Source organism: Streptomyces drozdowiczii, assembly GCF_026167665.1.
GTDB lineage: Bacteria > Actinomycetota > Actinomycetes > Streptomycetales > Streptomycetaceae > Streptomyces > Streptomyces drozdowiczii_A.
The window spans coordinates 693,211-710,967 of sequence record NZ_CP098740.1 but is presented as its reverse complement, the minus strand read 5'-3'; the positions used below and the strand labels follow the sequence as shown (position 1 = coordinate 710,967).

Sequence of the window (17,757 nt, the reverse complement as noted above, 5' to 3'; positions counted from 1 at the left end):
ATGGCGGTCACCCAGGACGGGCCTCTGCTCGACGATGCGGCGGGCCGCCTCATCCGCCCCTACACGGTGAGCAACGGGCGTACCCGTCCCACGGCCGTGCTCGACCTGCTGTCCCTGGTGATGGCCACCGGAAGCGTTCCGCAGACCCACCTCGGCCCCGAGCACTCGGTGGCCCTGGGACTGTGCGAGGGCCCCACCTCGGTGGCCGAGATCGCCGCCCATCTGAGGCTGCCCGCCGTCGTGACCAAGGTCCTCCTCTCCGACCTGGTCGACTGCGGCGCCGTCACCGCCCACGCGCCCGCCTTCCAAGACATGCCCACCGACCGACATCTGCTGGAGGCAGTGCTCGATGGCTTACGACGACAGCTCTGACGGCTACGGCTACCCGGACGGCTCCGGCTATGGCTACGGCTATCCGGACGAGGGCTCCGGCGGCGGGTACGGGCAGGACACCGCCACCGCCGACCACGCCGCGCCGCCGGCCGCGCCCGAGGGCTTCCCCGTCGCGTTGAAGGTGCTCGTCGCCGGCGGATTCGGCGTCGGCAAGACGACGTTCGTCGGCGCCGTCAGCGAGATCGCGCCGCTGAGCACCGAAGAGCTGCTGACCCAGGCGAGCGCCGCGACCGACAGCCTGGAGGGCGTCGAGTCGAAGACCTCCACCACCGTGGCGATGGACTTCGGCCGCATCACGCTGGACGAGCAGCATGTGCTGTACCTGTTCGGCACACCGGGCCAGGAACGCTTCTGGTTCATGTGGGACGAACTCTCGCAGGGCGCGCTGGGAGCGGTCGTGATCGCGGACACCCGCAGACTGGAGGAGTGCTTCGCCGCCGTCGACTTCTTCGAGCGGCGCGGCATCGGATTCGTCGTCGCCGTCAACGAGTTCGACGGCGCCTACCGCTACGGCCCCGAGGAGGTCCGCGCCGCGCTCGACCTGTCGCCGGACGTGCCGGTCGTGCTGTGCGACGCCCGTATCGCCAGCTCCGGCACCGGCACACTGGTGACGCTGGTCCAGCACCTCATCAACGCCACCGACGACGCCGTGCCGCTCCCCGGGCACGCCGGATTCGGGGCCAGGCCGTGATCCCGCGCGGTGCCGGGCGGCTCCTGCTGACCCCCGTGGACAGCGAGGCACCCGCCCGCGCCCGGCGGCTGCGGAGCCTCGGCCTGGGGGAGCGCGAGGACGCCTCGTTCGACGACTTCGACGCCTTCGCCGACAGGGTGGCCGAAGTGACGGACGTGCCGTTCTCGATGGTCAACTTCATCGACGGGAACCGGCAGTTCTACGCCGGACTGCACACCCCCGCCGGCACCCGCAGGGGCGCGGACCTGGGGGCCACCGCGGCGGGCAGCGGCCGCAGCGGCCGGTATGTGGCGCTCGACCACGGCTACTGCCCGCATGTGGTCGTCCGGCGCAAGGCGCTCGTCCTGGAGGACGTCTGCGACTACCCGCGCTTCGCGGGCAACCCGGTCGTGGACGACATAGGCATCCGCTCCTATCTGGGAGCACCGCTGATCGACCGCACCGGGACGGCCCTGGGCGCCGTCTGCGCCGTGGACACCGTGCCCCGCCCCTGGGGAAGGGCGGGGCTCGACACCATCAAGTCCCTGGCACAGGAGCTGATCGGCCACCTCGACCGCAGGGAGGACCACGCCCCCCGCTTCTGATCAGACCTCGACCGTGCGGCCGTCCAGGAAGCCCAGCGTCACCGCGTCCCCGGCCACCCGCACCCTTACGGCCGTACGCAGCGCCTCCGGGTGCACGCTGTCCCGGGACAGCACGACGAGCGTGACCTGGACGCTCCGGCCACCGGGGTGGGGAGCGCTGCGCAGATACGGGACGGCCGAGTGCGGTCCGTACGCGTTGGACTCCACGTCCCGCGCCACCTCGGCGTCCTCGGGCCCGCCGTCCCAGCCGTACAGCCCGACCACCGCGCTGGACAGGCCGTCGGCGGTCCGGGCGAGCGCCCAGCCGGGGCCCGAGGTGGCGAACGGGCTCGTCCGGTGCGCCACGGCGTGGCCGCCCTCCCGGACCACGGCGCCCTCCGGCGCCTCGACCCGGTGCACCCGGATCTCCCACGGCCCGTGCAGCACGCTCGTCGTCTCGATCCGGTACGCCCGCTCGTCGCCCGGCAGCCGGGCCGCCGACCAGGACGCGGCGACGCGGTCCGCGCAGCCCACCGGGTGGATGCGGCGCCGCCGGGACGGGGTGCCGTCCGGGGCGAGCAGCGCCAGGTGGTTGTCGATGTTCCGGGCGAAGGCGTGCGGCGCGGACTCCGGCGCGGTCGCCGTCGAGTACGCCAGCTTCGCGTAGTGCGGATCGTCCTCGCCCGCCCCCGCGTCCGGGTCGGTGTCGCCCGCTTCCGGGAGCGGATGGTGGTCGCTGCCGTGGTTGACGAGCCGGACGATCCCGTCGTGCCGGGTGCCGTGCAGCAGCCAGCCGGGCGCCGGAAGCGCGGTGTACGTGTCGGACTCCTCGACGGGCAGCGGGAGTTCGCGTGCCGTCCACACCTCGTGGTCGGCCGGGAGCAGCAGCCCGAGGAAGCCCTTGCTCGCCCAGTACGGAGACGCCGGACCGGAGTACGGCTGCGTGGTGGGCAGGAACGTGTCGTACCAGCCGAGCGTCAGCAGCCCCCGCTCGTCGGGCACCCCGCGCTCCGCGAAGTGGCGCAGCGCCCCGGAGGCGAGGCGCCGGGTGAGTCCGGGCGCGAGCGGGGTGCAGTCCGCGACGGCGCCCATCCAGACCGGAGCCAGCGACGCGAAGCGGTAGCACAGCGACCGGCCCTGGTGGACCGGGGCGCCGTCGGCGCCGAAGAAGTGGGGGTAGTCCTCCAGGAAGCGGCTCAGGCGCTCCCGGTAGACGGCGGCCCGGCCGCCGTCGCCGTCCGGGCCCGCGATCCGCGCCCACAGCAGCGGGTACAGATGCATGGCCCAGCCGATGTAGTAGTCGAAGTTGCGCCCGCTGCCGTCGGTGTACCAGCCGTCACCGACGTACCAGTCCTCGATCCGGTCGAGCCCGCCCTCGATGTCGGACTTGCTGTACGGGGCGCCGACCGAGGCCAGGAACTGTTCCGAAACCACTTGGAAGAGGCGCCAGTTGTTGTCCCAGGTGCGTCCGCCGACGAAACCGGAGAACCAGTCGGCGATCCGCTCCTGCACCCGGGCGTCGAGCCGGTCCCAGATCCACGGCCGGGTCTCGTGCAGCGCGATGGCGACGGACGCCGCCTCCACCAGCTGCTGCGAGCAGTCCGTCAGGCGCGGCCACGCCTCACCGCTCGCCGGGTCGGTGCCGGCCGCCACCCCCGCCGCGTACCGCTCGATCAGCGCGGGGTCGACCGCCCCGCCCGCGCCCGCGATCCGGAACGCGGCGAGCAGGAACGACCGGGCGAAGCCCTCGAGGCCGTCCGACACGACACCGGACCAGCTGTTCCGGCCGGGCAGCCGGTACTGGGCGAAGCCCGGTGTCGCGTACGGCGTCAGCGCGTCCAGCATCCGGTCGGCCGTCGCCTCCCAGTGGGCCCGGGTCCAGCCCGTGCGGGAGGACAGGATCCGGTCGGTGGGCGGCAGGTGCAGATGCGGGGCGACGGACATGACGGCGGTGCTCCTGGTGTGTGCGGGGTTACTGGACGAGTTCGGCGCGGTGGGTGTGACCCCGTGAGCCGCCGACGGCGACGGTGAGCAACGGGTGCCGCCCCGGGGCGAGTTCGACGGTGTCGTCGGCCTCGGTCACCTTGCGGACGGAGAACGGCAGGCCGACCGTGACGGAGGTCCCGGTGCGGCCCGGGTCGGCGACCGCCACGGAGACCCGGGAGCCGCGCCGCCGCACCAGGACCGTCGCGGGACCGGAGGCGGTGATGCCCGCGGCCGTACCGGCGGCCCAGAAGTGCACGGCGGTGAGCCCGGTCCTGCGGTCCTCCACCGCCTGCGCGGTCGCGTCGTTGGCGAGGACGCGCACCGGCCGGGACGCCGACCAGACGGCGGTCGCCGCCGCCGAGGCGCCGGGCAGCAGCACATAGGCGTACCCGGCGTCGGTGGGGGAGCTGCCGTGGTCGAGCCAGAGGGTGAGGTAGCGGCGGGTGACCGGGTCGGTGCTGCCGCCGGTGTCCGCGCCCGTGTCGATGGCCCGCCAGGTGCCGGTGCGCTCCTCGCGCAGCGTGCGCAGGGCGGCCCCGCCGGGCAGCACATACCCGCCGACGCCCTCGATGTGCGCCCAACGGGCATGGCTGTAAGCGCCGTTACGGCCGGGGAGCCCGTCCACCAGCAGCCGGTTGCGGCCGTTCGCGCCCAGGTTGCGGTTCTCGATCACCGTCTCGACCGGGCGGCCGTCGCCCGAGGTGATGCCCGCGCCGAGCGCCACGACCGTGTTGTCGAGCAGGAACCACGCCTTTCGGGCCCGCAGACCGGACCCCGGAGCGCCCATCAGCTCCATCGCGGCGGCGGCGTACCGGCCGTCCAGCGCGGCACCGCCCGCCACCGCGTTCGGCGGCCGGTAGGTGGAGGTGCCGGCGCCGGTGCCCAGGTCCTCGCGCGGGCGGGTGTCGACCGTGGTCCCCGGCAGGCGGTACGGATCGACGGTCGGCCAGAAGCCGTCGTTGTACTGCCCGAGATCGTCGCCGTCGTAGAGATACGTCATGCCGTCGCCGGTGTACCAGCCGTGCAGGTTCTCGCCGTTGCCCGCCTCGTACGCGGAGATGCGCTTCGAGGAGAGCGACAGGGTGCAGGCCCAGCCGGGGCGGCGGTGGACGACGCGGTCCATGTCGGCGAAGACGAAACTGCCCGTGGTGCGGGGTGCGGGGTGGATGGCGCGGTCGGCCAGCACCGCTTTCGCCAGGGCGAGTTGGGGCAGGGTGGCCAGTGCGGTGAACGGGGTGGTGCGGTTGCGGGTCAGCCAGCCCTTGACCAGCGAGCGCCAGCGGCCCGCCAGGTCGGCGGGGGCGCCGGTGGCCAGGAGCAGGATCGCGGCGACGGCCGCCGCCCCGTCCCGGTGGTCGCCCGCCCGCTCCCGGGAGATGGCGCGGCCGCGCACCGCGTCCATCATCAGCCCGTCGAAGACCACCGGGACGAAGCTCCGCTCCACCGCCTCGTACATCACCGACACCTTCGGGTCGGTCACCGCCCATGCCGAGCCGGCCAGGAGCGAGAGCAGCCAGGCCGCGCCGCCGAGCAGGACGGTGCCGTAGGAGCCGGTGTACGCCACCTCCGAGTGCTGGACGAACGAACCGTCCTCGTAGAAGCCGTCACCCGAAGTCGTATAGCGGAACAGGCTGTTGCGGCCTGAGTCGCGTACGTCGGAGAGCGCGTCGCGCGCCGAGGCCACCTTGTCCGCGTCCTTGCCGAGCAGCCCGCGCAGCGCCACGATCACCGCCTTGTCGGTGCGGTTGGCACCGGTCTCCGGCAGGGTCGGGGAGTTGGTGCGGCGGTCCGCGTCGGGGCAGAACCGGTCGACGACCGCGAGGTAGTCCGCTAGATCGGCGGCCGGCAGGTGCGCGCGCAGCAGCACGCAGCAGTCCATCAGCGCGCGCGGCGCCCCGATCTCCCAGAACCACCAGTTGCCGGTCTCGGCGGCCGAGGGGTGGTAGGCCGTGTCGTACGCGAACCGCAGCGCCCCGGCCAGCGCTTCGGCGGTCTCGTCGCTTCCGGAGAGCGCGGTGCCGGGCGTGGCCCATGCGACGGCGATCGTGCGGAGCCGCGTATAGCTCTGGCCGAAGTTGCCCGGGTCGGTGAGCGGTGAGAGATCGGGCCACAGGGCGGTCCGCCCGGCGCTGCGGTCCAGGCTGTCCCAGAGGGCGCCCGCGGTGCCGTCCAGGGTGGCCACACCGGCGGCGAAGTCCGGGTCCGCCGGGTCGAACGCGCCTCCGGTGAGCAGCGTCCGCGCCCGGTCGAGAAGTGCTTCGAAGTCGTTGATCGGCTCCTCCTCCCGCGCTCCCGCCCACGCCGTCCCGGCCGGGCCCGCTGTCAGGACCACCGACGCCGTGGCGCCGCCCGCCGCGAGAAGGGTCCTTCTGCTCAGGTGCATGATGACTCCCTTTCCTTGTCGTCGCGGTCTCAGTCGGACAGCGTGCTCGGGTCGACGGGCGGCTGCGGGAGATTCAGCGCGGCGAGTTCGGCGCGGCCCGTGGCGTCGATGGGGAACGCCCAGGTGTCCACGAAGAAGTCCGTCAGGTCGTATCCCGCGATCCGGCTGGAGTAAGTGGCCAGGGCCCGGTAGCGCTTGGCGTCCTCGGTGTAGTCGGACTGCGGGTTCTCCTCGCGCACCAGCTGGTGCAGGCGCGGCCAGAAGTCCTCCCCGAAGGCCAGTTCCAGCTGGCGCAGCGGCACCAGCTTCTCGTACGCCCCGAAGGACTTCTCGTACGTGAGACCGGGCGTCCCGAACTTGTCCCGCGAGCTCTGGAACACGGTCTGACCGGTCGCCGGGTCGACCGTGAGCAGGTTCGACGGCTGCTTCAGGGTGCGCTGCGCGGCGAGCGAGTAGATGTTCACGGTGACCTCGGTGAGGCCGCCCGGCTTGTACGCCATCTGCTGATGGAGGTGGCCGAGCTCGTGGTAGAGCCCCCAGCCCCGGGTGCGCAGGCCCTCGACGGTGGTGGCCCGGTCCAGGTAGGCGCGCGGGAAGCCGTTGTAGCCGTGCGTGGCGTAGGCGCCGACGCCGGTGGGCACCTTGCTGACCTCCGTGAAGTGGTACGGCCCCGCCTTGCGCCGGTGCACCGGCTTCGAGCCGTCGAGCCCGCTGATCCGGGCGTGCGAGTCGACGATGGTCTCGACCAGCCGGAGCAGCGCCGCGTGGTCCTCGTCGCGGTACAGCAGGGCGCCCTCGCGGGTCAGCGTCATGATCGTGTGCGGGGCGTGCAGCTCCACCCACGGCGACTCGGTCAGGGTGTCGAGCTGGTGCTGGTAGTCCGCCTCACAGGTCCGGCCCAGGGTGAAGACGGGCATGCGGACCGCGCCGGATCGGAAGAGCACGGCGGCCCGCTCGCCGTCGCCGGTGAGCGTCAGGTAGACCGGGCCGCCGTGCGGGTCGGTCACCGTGTTGGCGCCGGCGGTCAACGGGTAGCTGCGGGGTTCGGTGATCTCGCCGTAGTAGTCCCAGGCGCCGATCCACAGCGTGGGCACGAGGCCGTCGCGCGGCTGGACGGTCAGCGAGAGCGGGGTGCCGGCGGGCACGTACAGGCCGGTCGGCTGGAACTCCGAACCGCGCAACGCCTGGGCGAGCCGCAGCCGTTCGGCCTCGGCGGCGGGGCGTCCGGTGACGGTCACGGAGACGGGGCGGGCGGCGGGCCGGCCGGTCGCGGGCCGGGCGTGGGCGGCGGTGGCGTTGAGGCCGAGGACCGTCGCGGCGCCCGCGCCCGCCGCCGCGCCGAGGACGGCACGGCGGCCCACGAAGGAGGCGGTTGCGGGGGCGGACTCGGTGGTGGGGGAGGCGGCCGGGGCGACGGACGGGGTGTGCTTACGCATGCGGAACTCTCCCTGCAGTCATGAACGAGGGGCGAAGGCGTGCGGATCGGTGGGGGTGCCCGGTCAGCATGTAAGCGGTTGCTGCCGAGCCGCAAGGGGAGTCGGGAAGTTACTGTGATTTTCTATGGCCAACTGCGGACAGGCGGGAAGTAACCGGTCACTTGCGCAGTGGTCTGCCGGCCCGGGGCGCCACGGAATCGCGTACCACGATGTGGGTGCCGAGCCGCAGCGCCCCGCTGGTCGGCTCCCGCCAGTCGTCCTCGTCCCCGCCGGACACGGCGAGCCGCACCGCCTGGCGGCCCATCTCCTCCAGCGGCACATGGACGGTGGTCAGCCGGGGACGCAGCTCCTGGGCGACCGGGATGTCGTCGTACCCCACCAGCGAGACGTCCTTGGGCACCCGCAGGCCCGCCTCCTCCAGGGCCTGCGCGGCACCCGCCGCCACCATGTCGTTGGCCGCGAACACCGCGGTGAAATCCGGCCCGTCCCGCAGGAGTTCGGCCATCCTCCGGTATCCGAAGCCGCGGCTGAAGGCGCCCGGCTGGGCCAGCTCGGGATCGACCGGGACACCCCGCAGCTCCAGGGCGCGGCGGTGCCCGGCGAGCCGGTCGCGGGTGGTGGAGAGCTTGGGCGGACCGCCGAGGTAGAGGATGCGCTCGTGGCCCTGCATCAGCAGGTGGTCGGTGATCGCGAAGGCGCCGCCCTCGTTGTCGTACTCCACGGCGGCGGTCGGCGCGGACTCGCCGAGCGGGGGCCGGCCGCACAGGACCAGCTTCGAACCGCCCGCGTCCAGCTCGCGCGCCCGGCGAGCCAGCTCCGAGGTGTAGCCCCGGTCCGCGATGGAGCCGCCGACGACCACGACCGCGTCCGCCCGGCGCTCGTGCATCAGGTCGATGAAGGCCAGCTCGCGCTGCGGGTCGCCCTGGGTGCAGCAGACCAGGCAGAGCCGTCCGCCGAGCGCCGCCTCCCGTTCGACCCCGCGCGCGATGTACGCGTAGAAGGGGTCGATGACCTCGTTGACGATGATGCCCACGGTGCGGTTGGAGACGCCGGCCAGGGCGCGGGCGTGCGCGTTGACCACGTAACCCAGCTCCCGCATGGCGGACTCGACGCGCTCCCGGGTCGCGTCGGCGACGGGGTAGTTGCGGTTCAGGACGCGAGAGACGGTGGCCGTCGAGACGCCCGCGCGCCGGGCGACGTCGGTGACCGTCGCCCGCCGCTGTCCGTCCCCGGCCGTGCTCTGCCGGCGCATCCGGCTCACCCCCTGAAGGCTGTTGTGTGACGACGAGCCTAGTGCCGTGGCAGGCGGTCTCCGCCCCGGTCCCGGAGCCCGCCGCGGAGGGGCGGTCACGCGATCCTCCCCAGGTCGGCCCGGTGCACGGGGTGCCCGAACGGCTCGCCCCGGGCGTACCGCGCCAGCTCGTCCACGGCGAGCGCGCCGAGCCGGCCCACCTCGTTGCCCTGGGCGCCCGCCAGGTGCGGGGTCAGGAACACGTTGGGCAGGTCCCACAGGGGGTGGCCGGGAGGCAGCGGCTCGGGCGCGGTCACGTCGAGGACCGCGTCGAGCCGGCCGCTCACCAGGTGGCCGGTGAGCGCCTCGGTGTCCACGAGCGGCCCGCGTGCGGTGTTGACCAGCAGCGTCCCGGGACGCATCAGGCCGATCCGGCGGGCGTCGATGATGTTCCGGGTCTCGGGTGTGTCCGGGGCGTGCAGGGACACCACGTCGCTCGTCGCCACGAGGGTGTCCAGATCGACCGGGGTCACGCCGAGGAGGGCGGCCTCGGCGGCGCTCACGTACGGGTCGTGCAGCAGGACCTCCGCGTCCAGCGCCGTCCGCAGCAGCTCGATCACGCGGCGGCCGATGCGGGAGGCGCCGACCACCCCCACGGTCAGACCGTGGGTGCCGAGCCAGTGGTGGCGGTCCAGGTCGGCGGCGGTGCGGTGGGTGCGGCGGGCCCGGTAGAGGTCCGCGAGCGGGAACACCCGCTTGGCGCCCATGATGATCGCCGCGAGGGTGAACTCGGCCACCGGCACGGCGTTGGCCGCGGCGGCCGACGAGACGAGGATCCCACGGTCGAAGGCGGCCGGTGACAGAAACGTCTTCACCGTCCCCGCCGCGTGCACGACGGCCCGCAGCGCGGGTGCCCGGTCCAGCAGCGCCGGGTCCACCGGCGGGCACCCCCAGCCGGTCAGCAGCACCTCCGCGTCGGCCAGCGCCCGGGCGGCGGCGGGGGAGTCGAACTCGCTGATCACCGCCGGATCGAGCAGTTCGGCGGTCTCCTCGAGACGCGACCGGACGGCGGGCGGGAAGACGTCGTCCAGCAGCCCCGTGCTCATGACCAGGACCGTGCGCGGCCGCCTCCGGGGCGGATCCGCTGCCTCGGTACCGGAACGGGCCGGCGCCTCTTCGGTGGTTCGCACCCTGCCTCCGGATAGTAATCGTGTTCTATCGAATGACCGGCACGCTAGGGAGGTGCACGGCCGACCGTCAAGCGTGCGACCGGCCCGAATGAGCAGCTGACACCACTTTGTTGAGATTTGCCGCCCGTAATCGGCCCGGAAGGCCGACGGTTGATGAAGACGTTCGCCCGGATCTCTTGACGCTCGGGTTAACCGCTTACTAACTTGCCGCCGCAGAAGGCACACCACGCGCCACCCAGCCGAACAGGACCCACCATGGCTGACACAGCACCCCCGCTGCCGCGCGAAAAGCGGCGAACGCGGCGAAAGCAGGCCGAGGAGCCTGCCCCGCCGCCCGGCCCGGCCCTCGCCGCCCCGCACCGGCTCACACTCGGACAGCGACTCAAACGCGACCGGGTGATGCTGCTGCTCACCCTGCCCGGCCTGCTCTACTTCATCGTCTTCCACTACGTGCCGCTGCTCGGTTACGTGGTGGCGTTCCAGGACTACCAGCCGTACCTCGGCTACATGCACAGCGTCTGGGTGGGCTTCGCCAACTTCTCCGCGGCGTTCAGCGAACCGGCCTTCTGGAGCGCGACGTTCAACACCCTGGAGATCGCCCTCGTCCAGCTGGTGTTCTTCTTCCCGGTGCCCATCGCCCTGGCCCTGCTGCTCAACAGCATCGCCAGCGACCGCATCAGGCGCTTCGTGCAGAGCGTCGTCTATCTGCCGCACTTCATCGGCTGGGTCATCATCGTCTCGATCTTCCAGCAGATCCTGGGCGGTGCCGGGGTCCTGCCCGATGTCCTCGGCGGCATGGGCCTGCCCCGCTACGACATGATGAGCGACCCGGACGCCTTCCCCTGGCTCCTCACCCTCCAGGTGGCCTGGAAGGACGCCGGCTGGGGCACGATCATCATCCTCGCCGCCCTCCTCAACATCGACCGGCAGCAGTACGAGGCCGCCGCCATCGACGGAGCGGGACCCAGGCGACGGCTGTGGCACGTGACGCTCCCGGGCATCGCGCCCGTGCTCATCCTGCTGCTCATCCTCAACCTCGGGCAGATCCTCTCCGTGGGCTTCGAGCAGATCCTGCTCCAGCGCGACGCGGTCGGCCCGGACGCCGGCGAGGTGCTCGACACCTACGTCTACTACCACGGCATCAAGGACAACGACTGGGGCGTCGCCGCCGCCGTCGGACTCGTCAAGGCGGTCATCGGCACCGCACTCGTGCTGGGCGCCAACAAGTTCGCCCACCGACTCGGCCACGAAGGGGTGTACCGCGGTGCTGACCGCTGAGAAGACCCGCGCCACGGCCCGGACCACCGCGCCGGGGACCCCGCCCGTCCCCGTACGCACGTCCGACGGCCGTCCGCCGTGGATGGAGCGCCCGACCCGCCTCGGCCAGATCGCGAAGGCCGTCGCCGTCGTCGTGGTCGTCCTCGCCGTCGCGTATCCGCTCGTCGGCGTCATCGGGACGAGCTTCGCCTCGCAGACCGACATCATCAAGAGCTCCGGCCTCGTCCTGTGGCCGGACCACCCCACCCTCGACGCCTACCGCACGATCTTCACCGGGGGCGTCGTCAGCCGGGCCCTGATCGTCTCCGTAGGCATCACCGTGTTCGGCACCCTCGCCAGTCTGCTCGTCACCGTCGGCATGGCGTACGGGCTCTCCCGCCGCGAGGTCACCGGCTCCCGCTTCATCCTGATGACGGCCCTGTTCACCATGCTGTTCAACGCCGGCATCATCCCGAACTTCCTGCTGGTCAAGGGCCTCGGCCTGTACGACACCTACGCGGCGCTCGTCATGCCCACCCTGGTCAGCGCCTTCAACCTGGTCGTCCTGCGGTCCTTCTTCATGAACCTGCCGGAGGAGCTGTACGACGCGGCGAAGGTGGACGGCGCCGGCGACTTCCGCATCCTGGTCCGCATCGTCCTGCCGCTGTCCAAGGCCGTCCTCGCCGTCATCAGCCTCTTCTACGCGGTGACGTACTGGAACGCCTTCTTCAACTCGCTCCTGTACCTCAACGACTCCGACAAGTGGCCGCTGCCCATGGTGCTGCGGACCTACGTCCTCCAGGGCCAGAGCCTCGACTCCGCGTCCGCCGGTGAAGTGCTCGCCCCGCAGCAGGCCGTGCAGATGGCCGTCCTGGTGATCGCCGTCGTCCCGATCCTCTGCGTCTACCCCTTCCTCCAGCGCTACTTCACCAAGGGCGTGCTCACCGGAGCCGTCAAGGGCTGAGCGCAGCCGCCGCCCCCCGCTCCCTCCCTTCCCTCTTCCAAGGAGATCCAGGTGTCGAGCTCCACCCCCATCAACCGCAGAGCACTCTTCCGGCTCGGCGCCGGCGTCGGCCTCGGACTCGCCGCCGCCCCGCTGCTCACCGCCTGCGGCGACGGCGGCACGACCGCGAAGGCCGAGGCGAAGAGCGCGTCCCTGCTCCCGCACAGCGCCGTCCGCAACATCGGGCTCAAGCCCGACCTGGAGGGCACCGCGGCCGGCGTCCCGCAGGGCTTCTTCAGCTACCCGGCCAAGCCGCTGCGGGCCACGAAGACCACCCCGCTCAAGGGGGCGAAGCCGATCAGCGCGGCCATGGAGACCTTCTCCCCGCCGCCGCCCTCGCGCGGCAAGAACGCGGCCTGGCAGGAGATCGAGAAGCTGCTCGGCGGCCAGGTGAACATCACCGCCGTACCCGCCGACGACTACGGCACCAAGTTCTCCACGATGGTCGCCAGCGACAGCCTGCCCGACCTCTTCATGTACCCGGAGAGCGGCGGCGTCGACAACAAGGCCGCCTTCCTCCAGGCCAAGTGCGCCGACCTCACCCCGCACCTCGCCGGGGACGCGATCAAGGACTACCCCAACCTCGCCGCCATCCCGAAGGGCGCCTGGCAGGGCGCGATCTTCGGCGGCAAGCTCTACGGCATCCCGATCGCCCGCACCGGCACCGCCGGTGCCGGGGTCTACCGCCACGACCTCTTCGAGGAGGTCGGCGTCACCAGCCTGGACCAGATCACCGACCTGGACCGCTTCGTCGAGGTCTGCAAGGAGCTGACCCGCCCCAAGGAGGACCGGTACGCCATCATCGCGGGCGTCACCACCATGCTCGCCATGTCCGCCGGAGCGCCCAACTTCTGGCGCCTGGACGAGAAGACGGGCAAGTTCACCCTCGACCTGGAGACCCCGGAGTACCGCACAGCGGTCGAGACGGCCCGGGCGCTGTACAAGGCCGGCTGCTACTACCCGGGCACCCTCCAGATGTCCGGGGCGCAGAAGGCCCAGTACACGGACATGTTCAAGAACGGCAAGGGCGCGTACGTCTACGACGGCATGCCCACCTACCTCGCGCCGGGCGTCGGCTACATCGCCGCGATGAAGGCGATCAACAAGAAGTTCGACCCGCGCCCCTTCGTGCCGGTCGGCAAGGACGCCGTCGCCTGGATGGACAACGTCGCCCTCCAGAACACCCACATCAGCAAGGCGTCCGGGGACCGCGTCGAGGAGATCCTGCGGTTCGCCGACTTCGCGGCCTCGCCGTTCGGCAGCCTCGAATACACCCTCATCAACTACGGCGTCGAGGGCAAGGACTTCACCCGCGACGACAAGGGCAACCCGGCCCTCACCAAGCAGGGCACCCAGGACGTCACCGTGCCCTGGAAGTTCGCCGCGTCCGCCGTGCCCGCGATCTTCAGCGCCGACTCCGAGCAGGGCGTGCGCCACGTCCACGACACCTTCACCAAGATGATCCCGATGATGGTCCCGGACCCGACGCTCCAGTACTCCTCGCCCACCTGGGACTCCAAGAGCGCCGGCAGCCTCGGCACCCTCAAGGGCGATGTGCTCAAGGACATCATCTCCGGCCGCAAGCCCATGTCCGCCTACGACCAGCTGGTCAAGGACTACCTGGCCAAGGGCGGCGAGAAGGCCCGCGGCGAGTTCGAGGAAGCCTTCCAGAAGGGGAAGAAGTGACCACCCGACGCTCGCTCCTCGCCTTCGGCGGCGCGGCGGTGGCGGCAGCCGCCACCGTCCCCGCCGTCTCCGCCCCCGCTGCCGCACGGCCGCACGGCTTCCACCCGGAGCCCGGCTCCGGCGGAGTCGGCGACCCGCTCTTCCCGACCCTCGGCAACGGCGGCTACCAGGTCACCCACTACGACCTGACCTTCGACTTCACCCCGGTGACCTACGACTTCACCGCCACGGTGAGGATCAGCGCCAGGGCCACCCAGGACCTGTCCGCCTTCAACCTGGACACCGACGGCCACACCATCGACGCCGTCACCGTCGCGGGCCGCCCCGCCACCTGGCAGCTCGCCGCCGGCCAGAGCGGCCAGGAGCTGACCGTCACCCCGGCCCGCCCGATCCGCGACCACCAGGCGTTCACCGTCGAGATCCGCTACCGGGGCAACGGCAAGGCACCCCGGCTCGGCCTCACCGGCTGGCGGTTCGGCAGCGACGGCGGCTTCGCCTCGGCAGCCCAGTCCTCCCGCGCCGATACCTTCCTGCCCTGCAACGACACCCCGTCGGACAAGGCGACGTGGACCTTCCACCTCAGCGCCCCCGAGGGCTACGTCGCCACCGCGAACGGCGAGCTGACGCACCGTACACCGCGCGCCGACGGCTCCACCGTCTGGCACTTCGCCCTCCGCGAGCGCATGGCCACCGAACTCATCGGCATCGCCGTGGTCAAGGGCACCTACCTGTACGGCCACAGCCACCGCGGCCTGCCCCTGCGCCACATCGTGCCCCGGGGCAAGGAGGACACCTACGCCCCGATCGTCGCCCGCACCGCCGACCATCTCGCCTGGCTGGAGGCGAAGTTCGGCCGCTACCCGTTCTCCGTCTACGGGGTGCACATCTACGACGGCTACACCGACGCGCTGGAGAACCAGACGCTGTCCCTCTTCGGCACCAACTGGTTCAAGCCCAACGCCCAGGGGCAGCCCGGCTACGAGACCACCATGGTCCACGAACTCGTCCACCAGTGGTTCGGCGACTCCGTCACCCCGCACGACTGGCAGCAGGCCTGGCTCAACGAGGGCCCCGCCGTCTACTACGCCGGCCTGTACGGCGAGGAGCGCGGCTGGTCCGTCCTCGCGGACAAGATGAAGGCCACGTACGAGAAGCTGGACGCCGTCCGGGCCGCCGACGGCCCGCCCGGACTGCCCAAGGCGCTCGGCGGCACCAACATCTACGACGGCGGCGCCCTCGTCCTCTACGCCCTGAACCAGCGCATCGGGCGGCGCTCCTTCGACGCGGTGATGCGTGAGTGGGTGAGGCGCTTCAAGGACTCCACGTACACCTCCGAGCAGTTCATCCGCCACACCGTCGACACCACCCGCGACCGCTCCCTCGACCCGTTCCTGCGCGACTGGCTCTTCGGGGCCGTCAACCCGCCCATGCCCGGCCACCCCGACTGGAAGGCCACCGCGTGAACCGCCCCCTGAACGTCGTACGAGCCACCGCCGCATCCGCCACCGCCGCCCTCCTGACCGCCCTGCTCGCCGCCCCGGCCGGAGCAGCGCCCGCCACCCGCACCCTGTACGCGGCCCCGGACGGCCGAGGCTCCGCCTGCACCGCCGCCCGCCCCTGCACCCTGGAGGGCGCCCGCGACCTGGCCCGCACCGAGCACCGCCGCGCCGTCCGGGTCCTCCTCAAGGACGGCACGTACCGGCTCGACGCGCCCCTGGAGCTCGGCGCCGCCGACTCCGGCACCACCTGGGCCGCCGCGCCCGGCGCGCACCCGGTGCTCTCCGGCGGCCGGGACCTCACCGGCTGGCGGAAGAACGCCGACGGCACCTGGACCGCCCCGGTTCCCGCCGGTGTCACCCCGCGCCAGCTCTTCGTGGACGGCCGCCGCGCCACCCGCGCCCGTGGCGAGGCATGCGCCGCGAGCACCTGCGACGCCACCGCCACCGGCATGACCGGCGCCACCGCGACCGGCATCGACCACTGGGCGCACCCCACGGATGCCGAGGCCGTCATCCGTATCCGCTGGCGCAACTACCACTGCCGGATCGCGGGCGTCAGCGGCGACACCCTCACCTTCGCCCGGCCCTGCTGGACCAACTCCGCGAGCGGCACCGACCGCACCGGCCCCGCCTGGGACACCACCGCCGTCGACTCCACCCGCTACAGCGGTGTCGCGTTCTTCGAGAACGCCGCCGAACTCCTGGACGAGCCGGGCGAGTTCGTGTGGAACTCCAGCGACCGCACCGTCACCTACCTCCCGCGCGAGGGCGAGAACATGCGCCACGCGCGGGCCGTCACCCCGCACACCGAACAGCTGCTCACCGTGGACGGCGCCCACGACCTCACGGTCAGCGGCATCGGCTTCGCGTACGCGGCCTACCGGCAGCCCGACACCGACGAGGGCTACGCGGGGATGCAGGCCGGTCTCACCCTGACCGGAGCCACCGGCCCCGTCGACCACGCGGGCCGCTACTACACCAAACCGGCCGCCGCGCTCACCGTGCGCGGCGGCCGGCGGGTCACCGTCGACACCGCGCGCTTCGCGCACCTCGGCGGCGCCGGGGCGATCCTGGAGGCCGGTACCAAGGACAGCGCGCTCACCCGCTCCACCTTCACCGACCTCTCCTCGGGCGCGGTCTACGTCGGCGACACCGAGCCCCTGCCGGAGCCCGCGCTCGCCGGGGAGCGCAACACCGTCGCGTACAACACGATCAGCCGCACCGGCGTCGAGTACACCGACGCGGTCGGCATCTGGGCCGGTTACGAGGCCGGGCTCACCGTCGACCACAACAGCCTGGACCACCTCCCGTACTCGGCGGTCTCCGTCGGCTGGGGCTGGAACCAGCCCGAGGCGCAGAAGTCCGTCCTCCGCGACAACAAGGTGACGAACAACCGCATCACCGACGTCATGGAGGTCGCCCGCCAGCAGCACGACGGCGGCGCGATCTACACCCAGGGCGCCCAGCCCGGCACCGTCGTCAGCGGCAACTACATCAACCGCTCCGCGTACGGCAACACCGAGCGCGACGGCAACGGCATCTACCTGGACGAGCAGTCCTCGTACATCACCGTCGAGAAGAACGTCATCACCCGCATCGGCTACAAGTGGGTCTCCAACTGGGCGGATTACGGCATCCGGAACACCGCGCGCGGCAACTGGACGGACACCGCCGCTCCCGCCCTCGGCGGCACCGGGTCCGTCATGACCGGCAACCACACCGGCCTGGACCGCCTCCCGGCCGCCGCCCTGGCCGTCGCCGCCCGCGCCGGCGCCCACGGCGGCCCGGTCGAGCAGCTGCGCGCGGACCTCGCCCGCACCGGCACGGCCACCCAGTCCTCGACGGACGGCACCGCCACCGCCGCGCTCGCCCTGGACGCCGACACCAACACGGACACCCGCACCCTCGCGGAGGACGGCGCCTGGTGGCAGGTGGACCTCGGAGCCACCCGGCACATCCGCCAGGTCGAGGTCTGGAACGACGCCTCCACGACGACGTCCGACTTCGACATCGTCACCGACGACACCACGGTGCACGTCAGCGGCAAGGCCCTGCGCCCGACCGTCGTGGACCTGGACAGCCGCACCCGCACGGTCCGCATCGTGAAGACCGGCACGGGCCGGGTCGCCCTCTCCCAGGTGCTGATCCACTGAGCGTGTCCGCGTGGAAACTTTCCGCAAGGCCCGCGAAAGCGGTTCGTGACCACCCGATGAAGTGCGGTATTGTTCTCATGCGCGTTCGGCCAGGGGGAAACCCCAGGTCAGGCGGGCATCGGGACGTGGCGCAGCTTGGTAGCGCACTTGACTGGGGGTCAAGGGGTCGCAGGTTCAAATCCTGTCGTCCCGACTGGTGACAGTCGTCGATCGAGGGCCGGTCTCGGAGAAATCCGAGACCGGCCCTCGATCATTCGTGCGCCGGTCAGGACGTCGCCGTCCCCGG

General features: G+C 72.0%; 13 protein-coding genes and 1 tRNA gene. 9 read left to right on the top strand and 5 right to left on the bottom strand.

The window, feature by feature from the left end; all coding sequences use genetic code 11:
* The 3 genes from NEH16_RS03215 to NEH16_RS03205 are packed head-to-tail and all read left to right on the top strand — an operon-like array spanning window position 1 to window position 1,668.
* A complete protein-coding gene (locus NEH16_RS03215; RefSeq protein ID WP_026171133.1) occupies window positions 1-372 on the top strand; it encodes a DUF742 domain-containing protein in 372 nt (123 codons plus the stop codon).
* A complete protein-coding gene (locus NEH16_RS03210; RefSeq protein ID WP_265539008.1) occupies window positions 350-1,084 on the top strand; it encodes a GTP-binding protein in 735 nt (244 codons plus the stop codon). The genes NEH16_RS03215 and NEH16_RS03210 overlap by 23 nt, the downstream gene beginning before the upstream one ends.
* Window positions 1,081-1,668 (top strand): GAF domain-containing protein, encoded by a 588-nt coding sequence (locus NEH16_RS03205; RefSeq protein ID WP_265539006.1) that lies wholly within the window; start codon window positions 1,081-1,083, stop codon window positions 1,666-1,668. Before NEH16_RS03210 ends, NEH16_RS03205 begins: the two co-directional genes overlap by 4 nt.
* Here NEH16_RS03205 and NEH16_RS03200 read toward each other — a convergent pair whose 3' ends face one another.
* From NEH16_RS03200 to NEH16_RS03180, 5 genes are all read right to left on the bottom strand, one after another.
* Window positions 1,669-3,591: a DUF2264 domain-containing protein gene (locus NEH16_RS03200; protein ID WP_265539005.1), complete on the bottom strand. Its 1,923-nt coding sequence runs from the start codon at window positions 3,589-3,591 to the stop codon at window positions 1,669-1,671.
* 28 nt (window positions 3,592-3,619) lie between these two features.
* Window positions 3,620-6,016, bottom strand: a complete 2,397-nt coding sequence (locus NEH16_RS03195) for a polysaccharide lyase 8 family protein (RefSeq protein ID WP_265539003.1) — start codon at window positions 6,014-6,016, stop codon at window positions 3,620-3,622.
* A gap of 29 nt (window positions 6,017-6,045) precedes the next feature.
* On the bottom strand, window positions 6,046-7,452 hold the full coding sequence (locus NEH16_RS03190) for a M60 family metallopeptidase (protein WP_265539000.1): 1,407 nt from the start codon (window positions 7,450-7,452) through the stop codon (window positions 6,046-6,048).
* A gap of 157 nt (window positions 7,453-7,609) precedes the next feature.
* The gene (locus tag NEH16_RS03185) at window positions 7,610-8,704 is read right to left on the bottom strand and encodes a LacI family DNA-binding transcriptional regulator (protein WP_073965652.1); all 1,095 of its coding nucleotides are present in this window, start codon (window positions 8,702-8,704) and stop codon (window positions 7,610-7,612) included.
* Between the two features lie 95 nt (window positions 8,705-8,799).
* Window positions 8,800-9,789, bottom strand: a complete 990-nt coding sequence (locus NEH16_RS03180) for a hydroxyacid dehydrogenase (protein WP_265538998.1) — start codon at window positions 9,787-9,789, stop codon at window positions 8,800-8,802.
* 339 nt (window positions 9,790-10,128) lie between these two features.
* Between NEH16_RS03180 and NEH16_RS03175 the strand changes: the two genes are divergently transcribed.
* The 6 genes from NEH16_RS03175 to NEH16_RS03150 all read left to right on the top strand — a co-directional run bounded on the left by NEH16_RS03175 (window position 10,129) and on the right by NEH16_RS03150 (window position 17,664).
* Window positions 10,129-11,151: an ABC transporter permease gene (locus NEH16_RS03175; RefSeq protein WP_265538995.1), complete on the top strand. Its 1,023-nt coding sequence runs from the start codon at window positions 10,129-10,131 to the stop codon at window positions 11,149-11,151.
* An 82-nt stretch (window positions 11,152-11,233) separates the two neighbouring features.
* Window positions 11,234-12,094 (top strand): carbohydrate ABC transporter permease, encoded by an 861-nt coding sequence (locus NEH16_RS03170; protein WP_265547043.1) that lies wholly within the window; start codon window positions 11,234-11,236, stop codon window positions 12,092-12,094.
* Window positions 12,095-12,145: 51 nt separating this feature from the next.
* A complete protein-coding gene (locus tag NEH16_RS03165; RefSeq protein WP_265538993.1) occupies window positions 12,146-13,819 on the top strand; it encodes an extracellular solute-binding protein in 1,674 nt (557 codons plus the stop codon).
* On the top strand, window positions 13,816-15,282 hold the full coding sequence (locus NEH16_RS03160; protein ID WP_265538991.1) for a M1 family metallopeptidase: 1,467 nt from the start codon (window positions 13,816-13,818) through the stop codon (window positions 15,280-15,282). Before NEH16_RS03165 ends, NEH16_RS03160 begins: the two co-directional genes overlap by 4 nt.
* On the top strand, window positions 15,279-17,471 hold the full coding sequence (locus NEH16_RS03155) for a right-handed parallel beta-helix repeat-containing protein (RefSeq protein WP_265538989.1): 2,193 nt from the start codon (window positions 15,279-15,281) through the stop codon (window positions 17,469-17,471). Before NEH16_RS03160 ends, NEH16_RS03155 begins: the two co-directional genes overlap by 4 nt.
* Window positions 17,472-17,590: 119 nt before the next feature.
* Window positions 17,591-17,664 (top strand) — tRNA-Pro (locus NEH16_RS03150).
* Window positions 17,665-17,757 lie beyond the last annotated feature (93 nt).

Excerpts from the sequence above, each read along its gene's own strand:
- NEH16_RS03175 (WP_265538995.1), top strand. The coding sequence starts at position 10,129 with ATGGCTGACACAGCACCCCCGCTGCCGCGCGAAAAGCGGCGAACGCGG.
- NEH16_RS03170 (WP_265547043.1), top strand. The coding sequence starts at position 11,234 with ATGGAGCGCCCGACCCGCCTCGGCCAGATCGCGAAGGCCGTCGCCGTC.
- NEH16_RS03210 (WP_265539008.1), top strand. The coding sequence starts at position 350 with ATGGCTTACGACGACAGCTCTGACGGCTACGGCTACCCGGACGGCTCC.
- NEH16_RS03190 (WP_265539000.1), bottom strand. The coding sequence starts at position 7,452 with ATGCGTAAGCACACCCCGTCCGTCGCCCCGGCCGCCTCCCCCACCACC.
- NEH16_RS03185 (WP_073965652.1), bottom strand. The coding sequence starts at position 8,704 with ATGCGCCGGCAGAGCACGGCCGGGGACGGACAGCGGCGGGCGACGGTC.
- NEH16_RS03180 (WP_265538998.1), bottom strand. The coding sequence starts at position 9,789 with ATGAGCACGGGGCTGCTGGACGACGTCTTCCCGCCCGCCGTCCGGTCG.
- NEH16_RS03195 (WP_265539003.1), bottom strand. The coding sequence starts at position 6,016 with ATGCACCTGAGCAGAAGGACCCTTCTCGCGGCGGGCGGCGCCACGGCG.
- NEH16_RS03200 (WP_265539005.1), bottom strand. The coding sequence starts at position 3,591 with ATGTCCGTCGCCCCGCATCTGCACCTGCCGCCCACCGACCGGATCCTG.
- NEH16_RS03215 (WP_026171133.1), top strand. The coding sequence starts at position 1 with ATGGCGGTCACCCAGGACGGGCCTCTGCTCGACGATGCGGCGGGCCGC.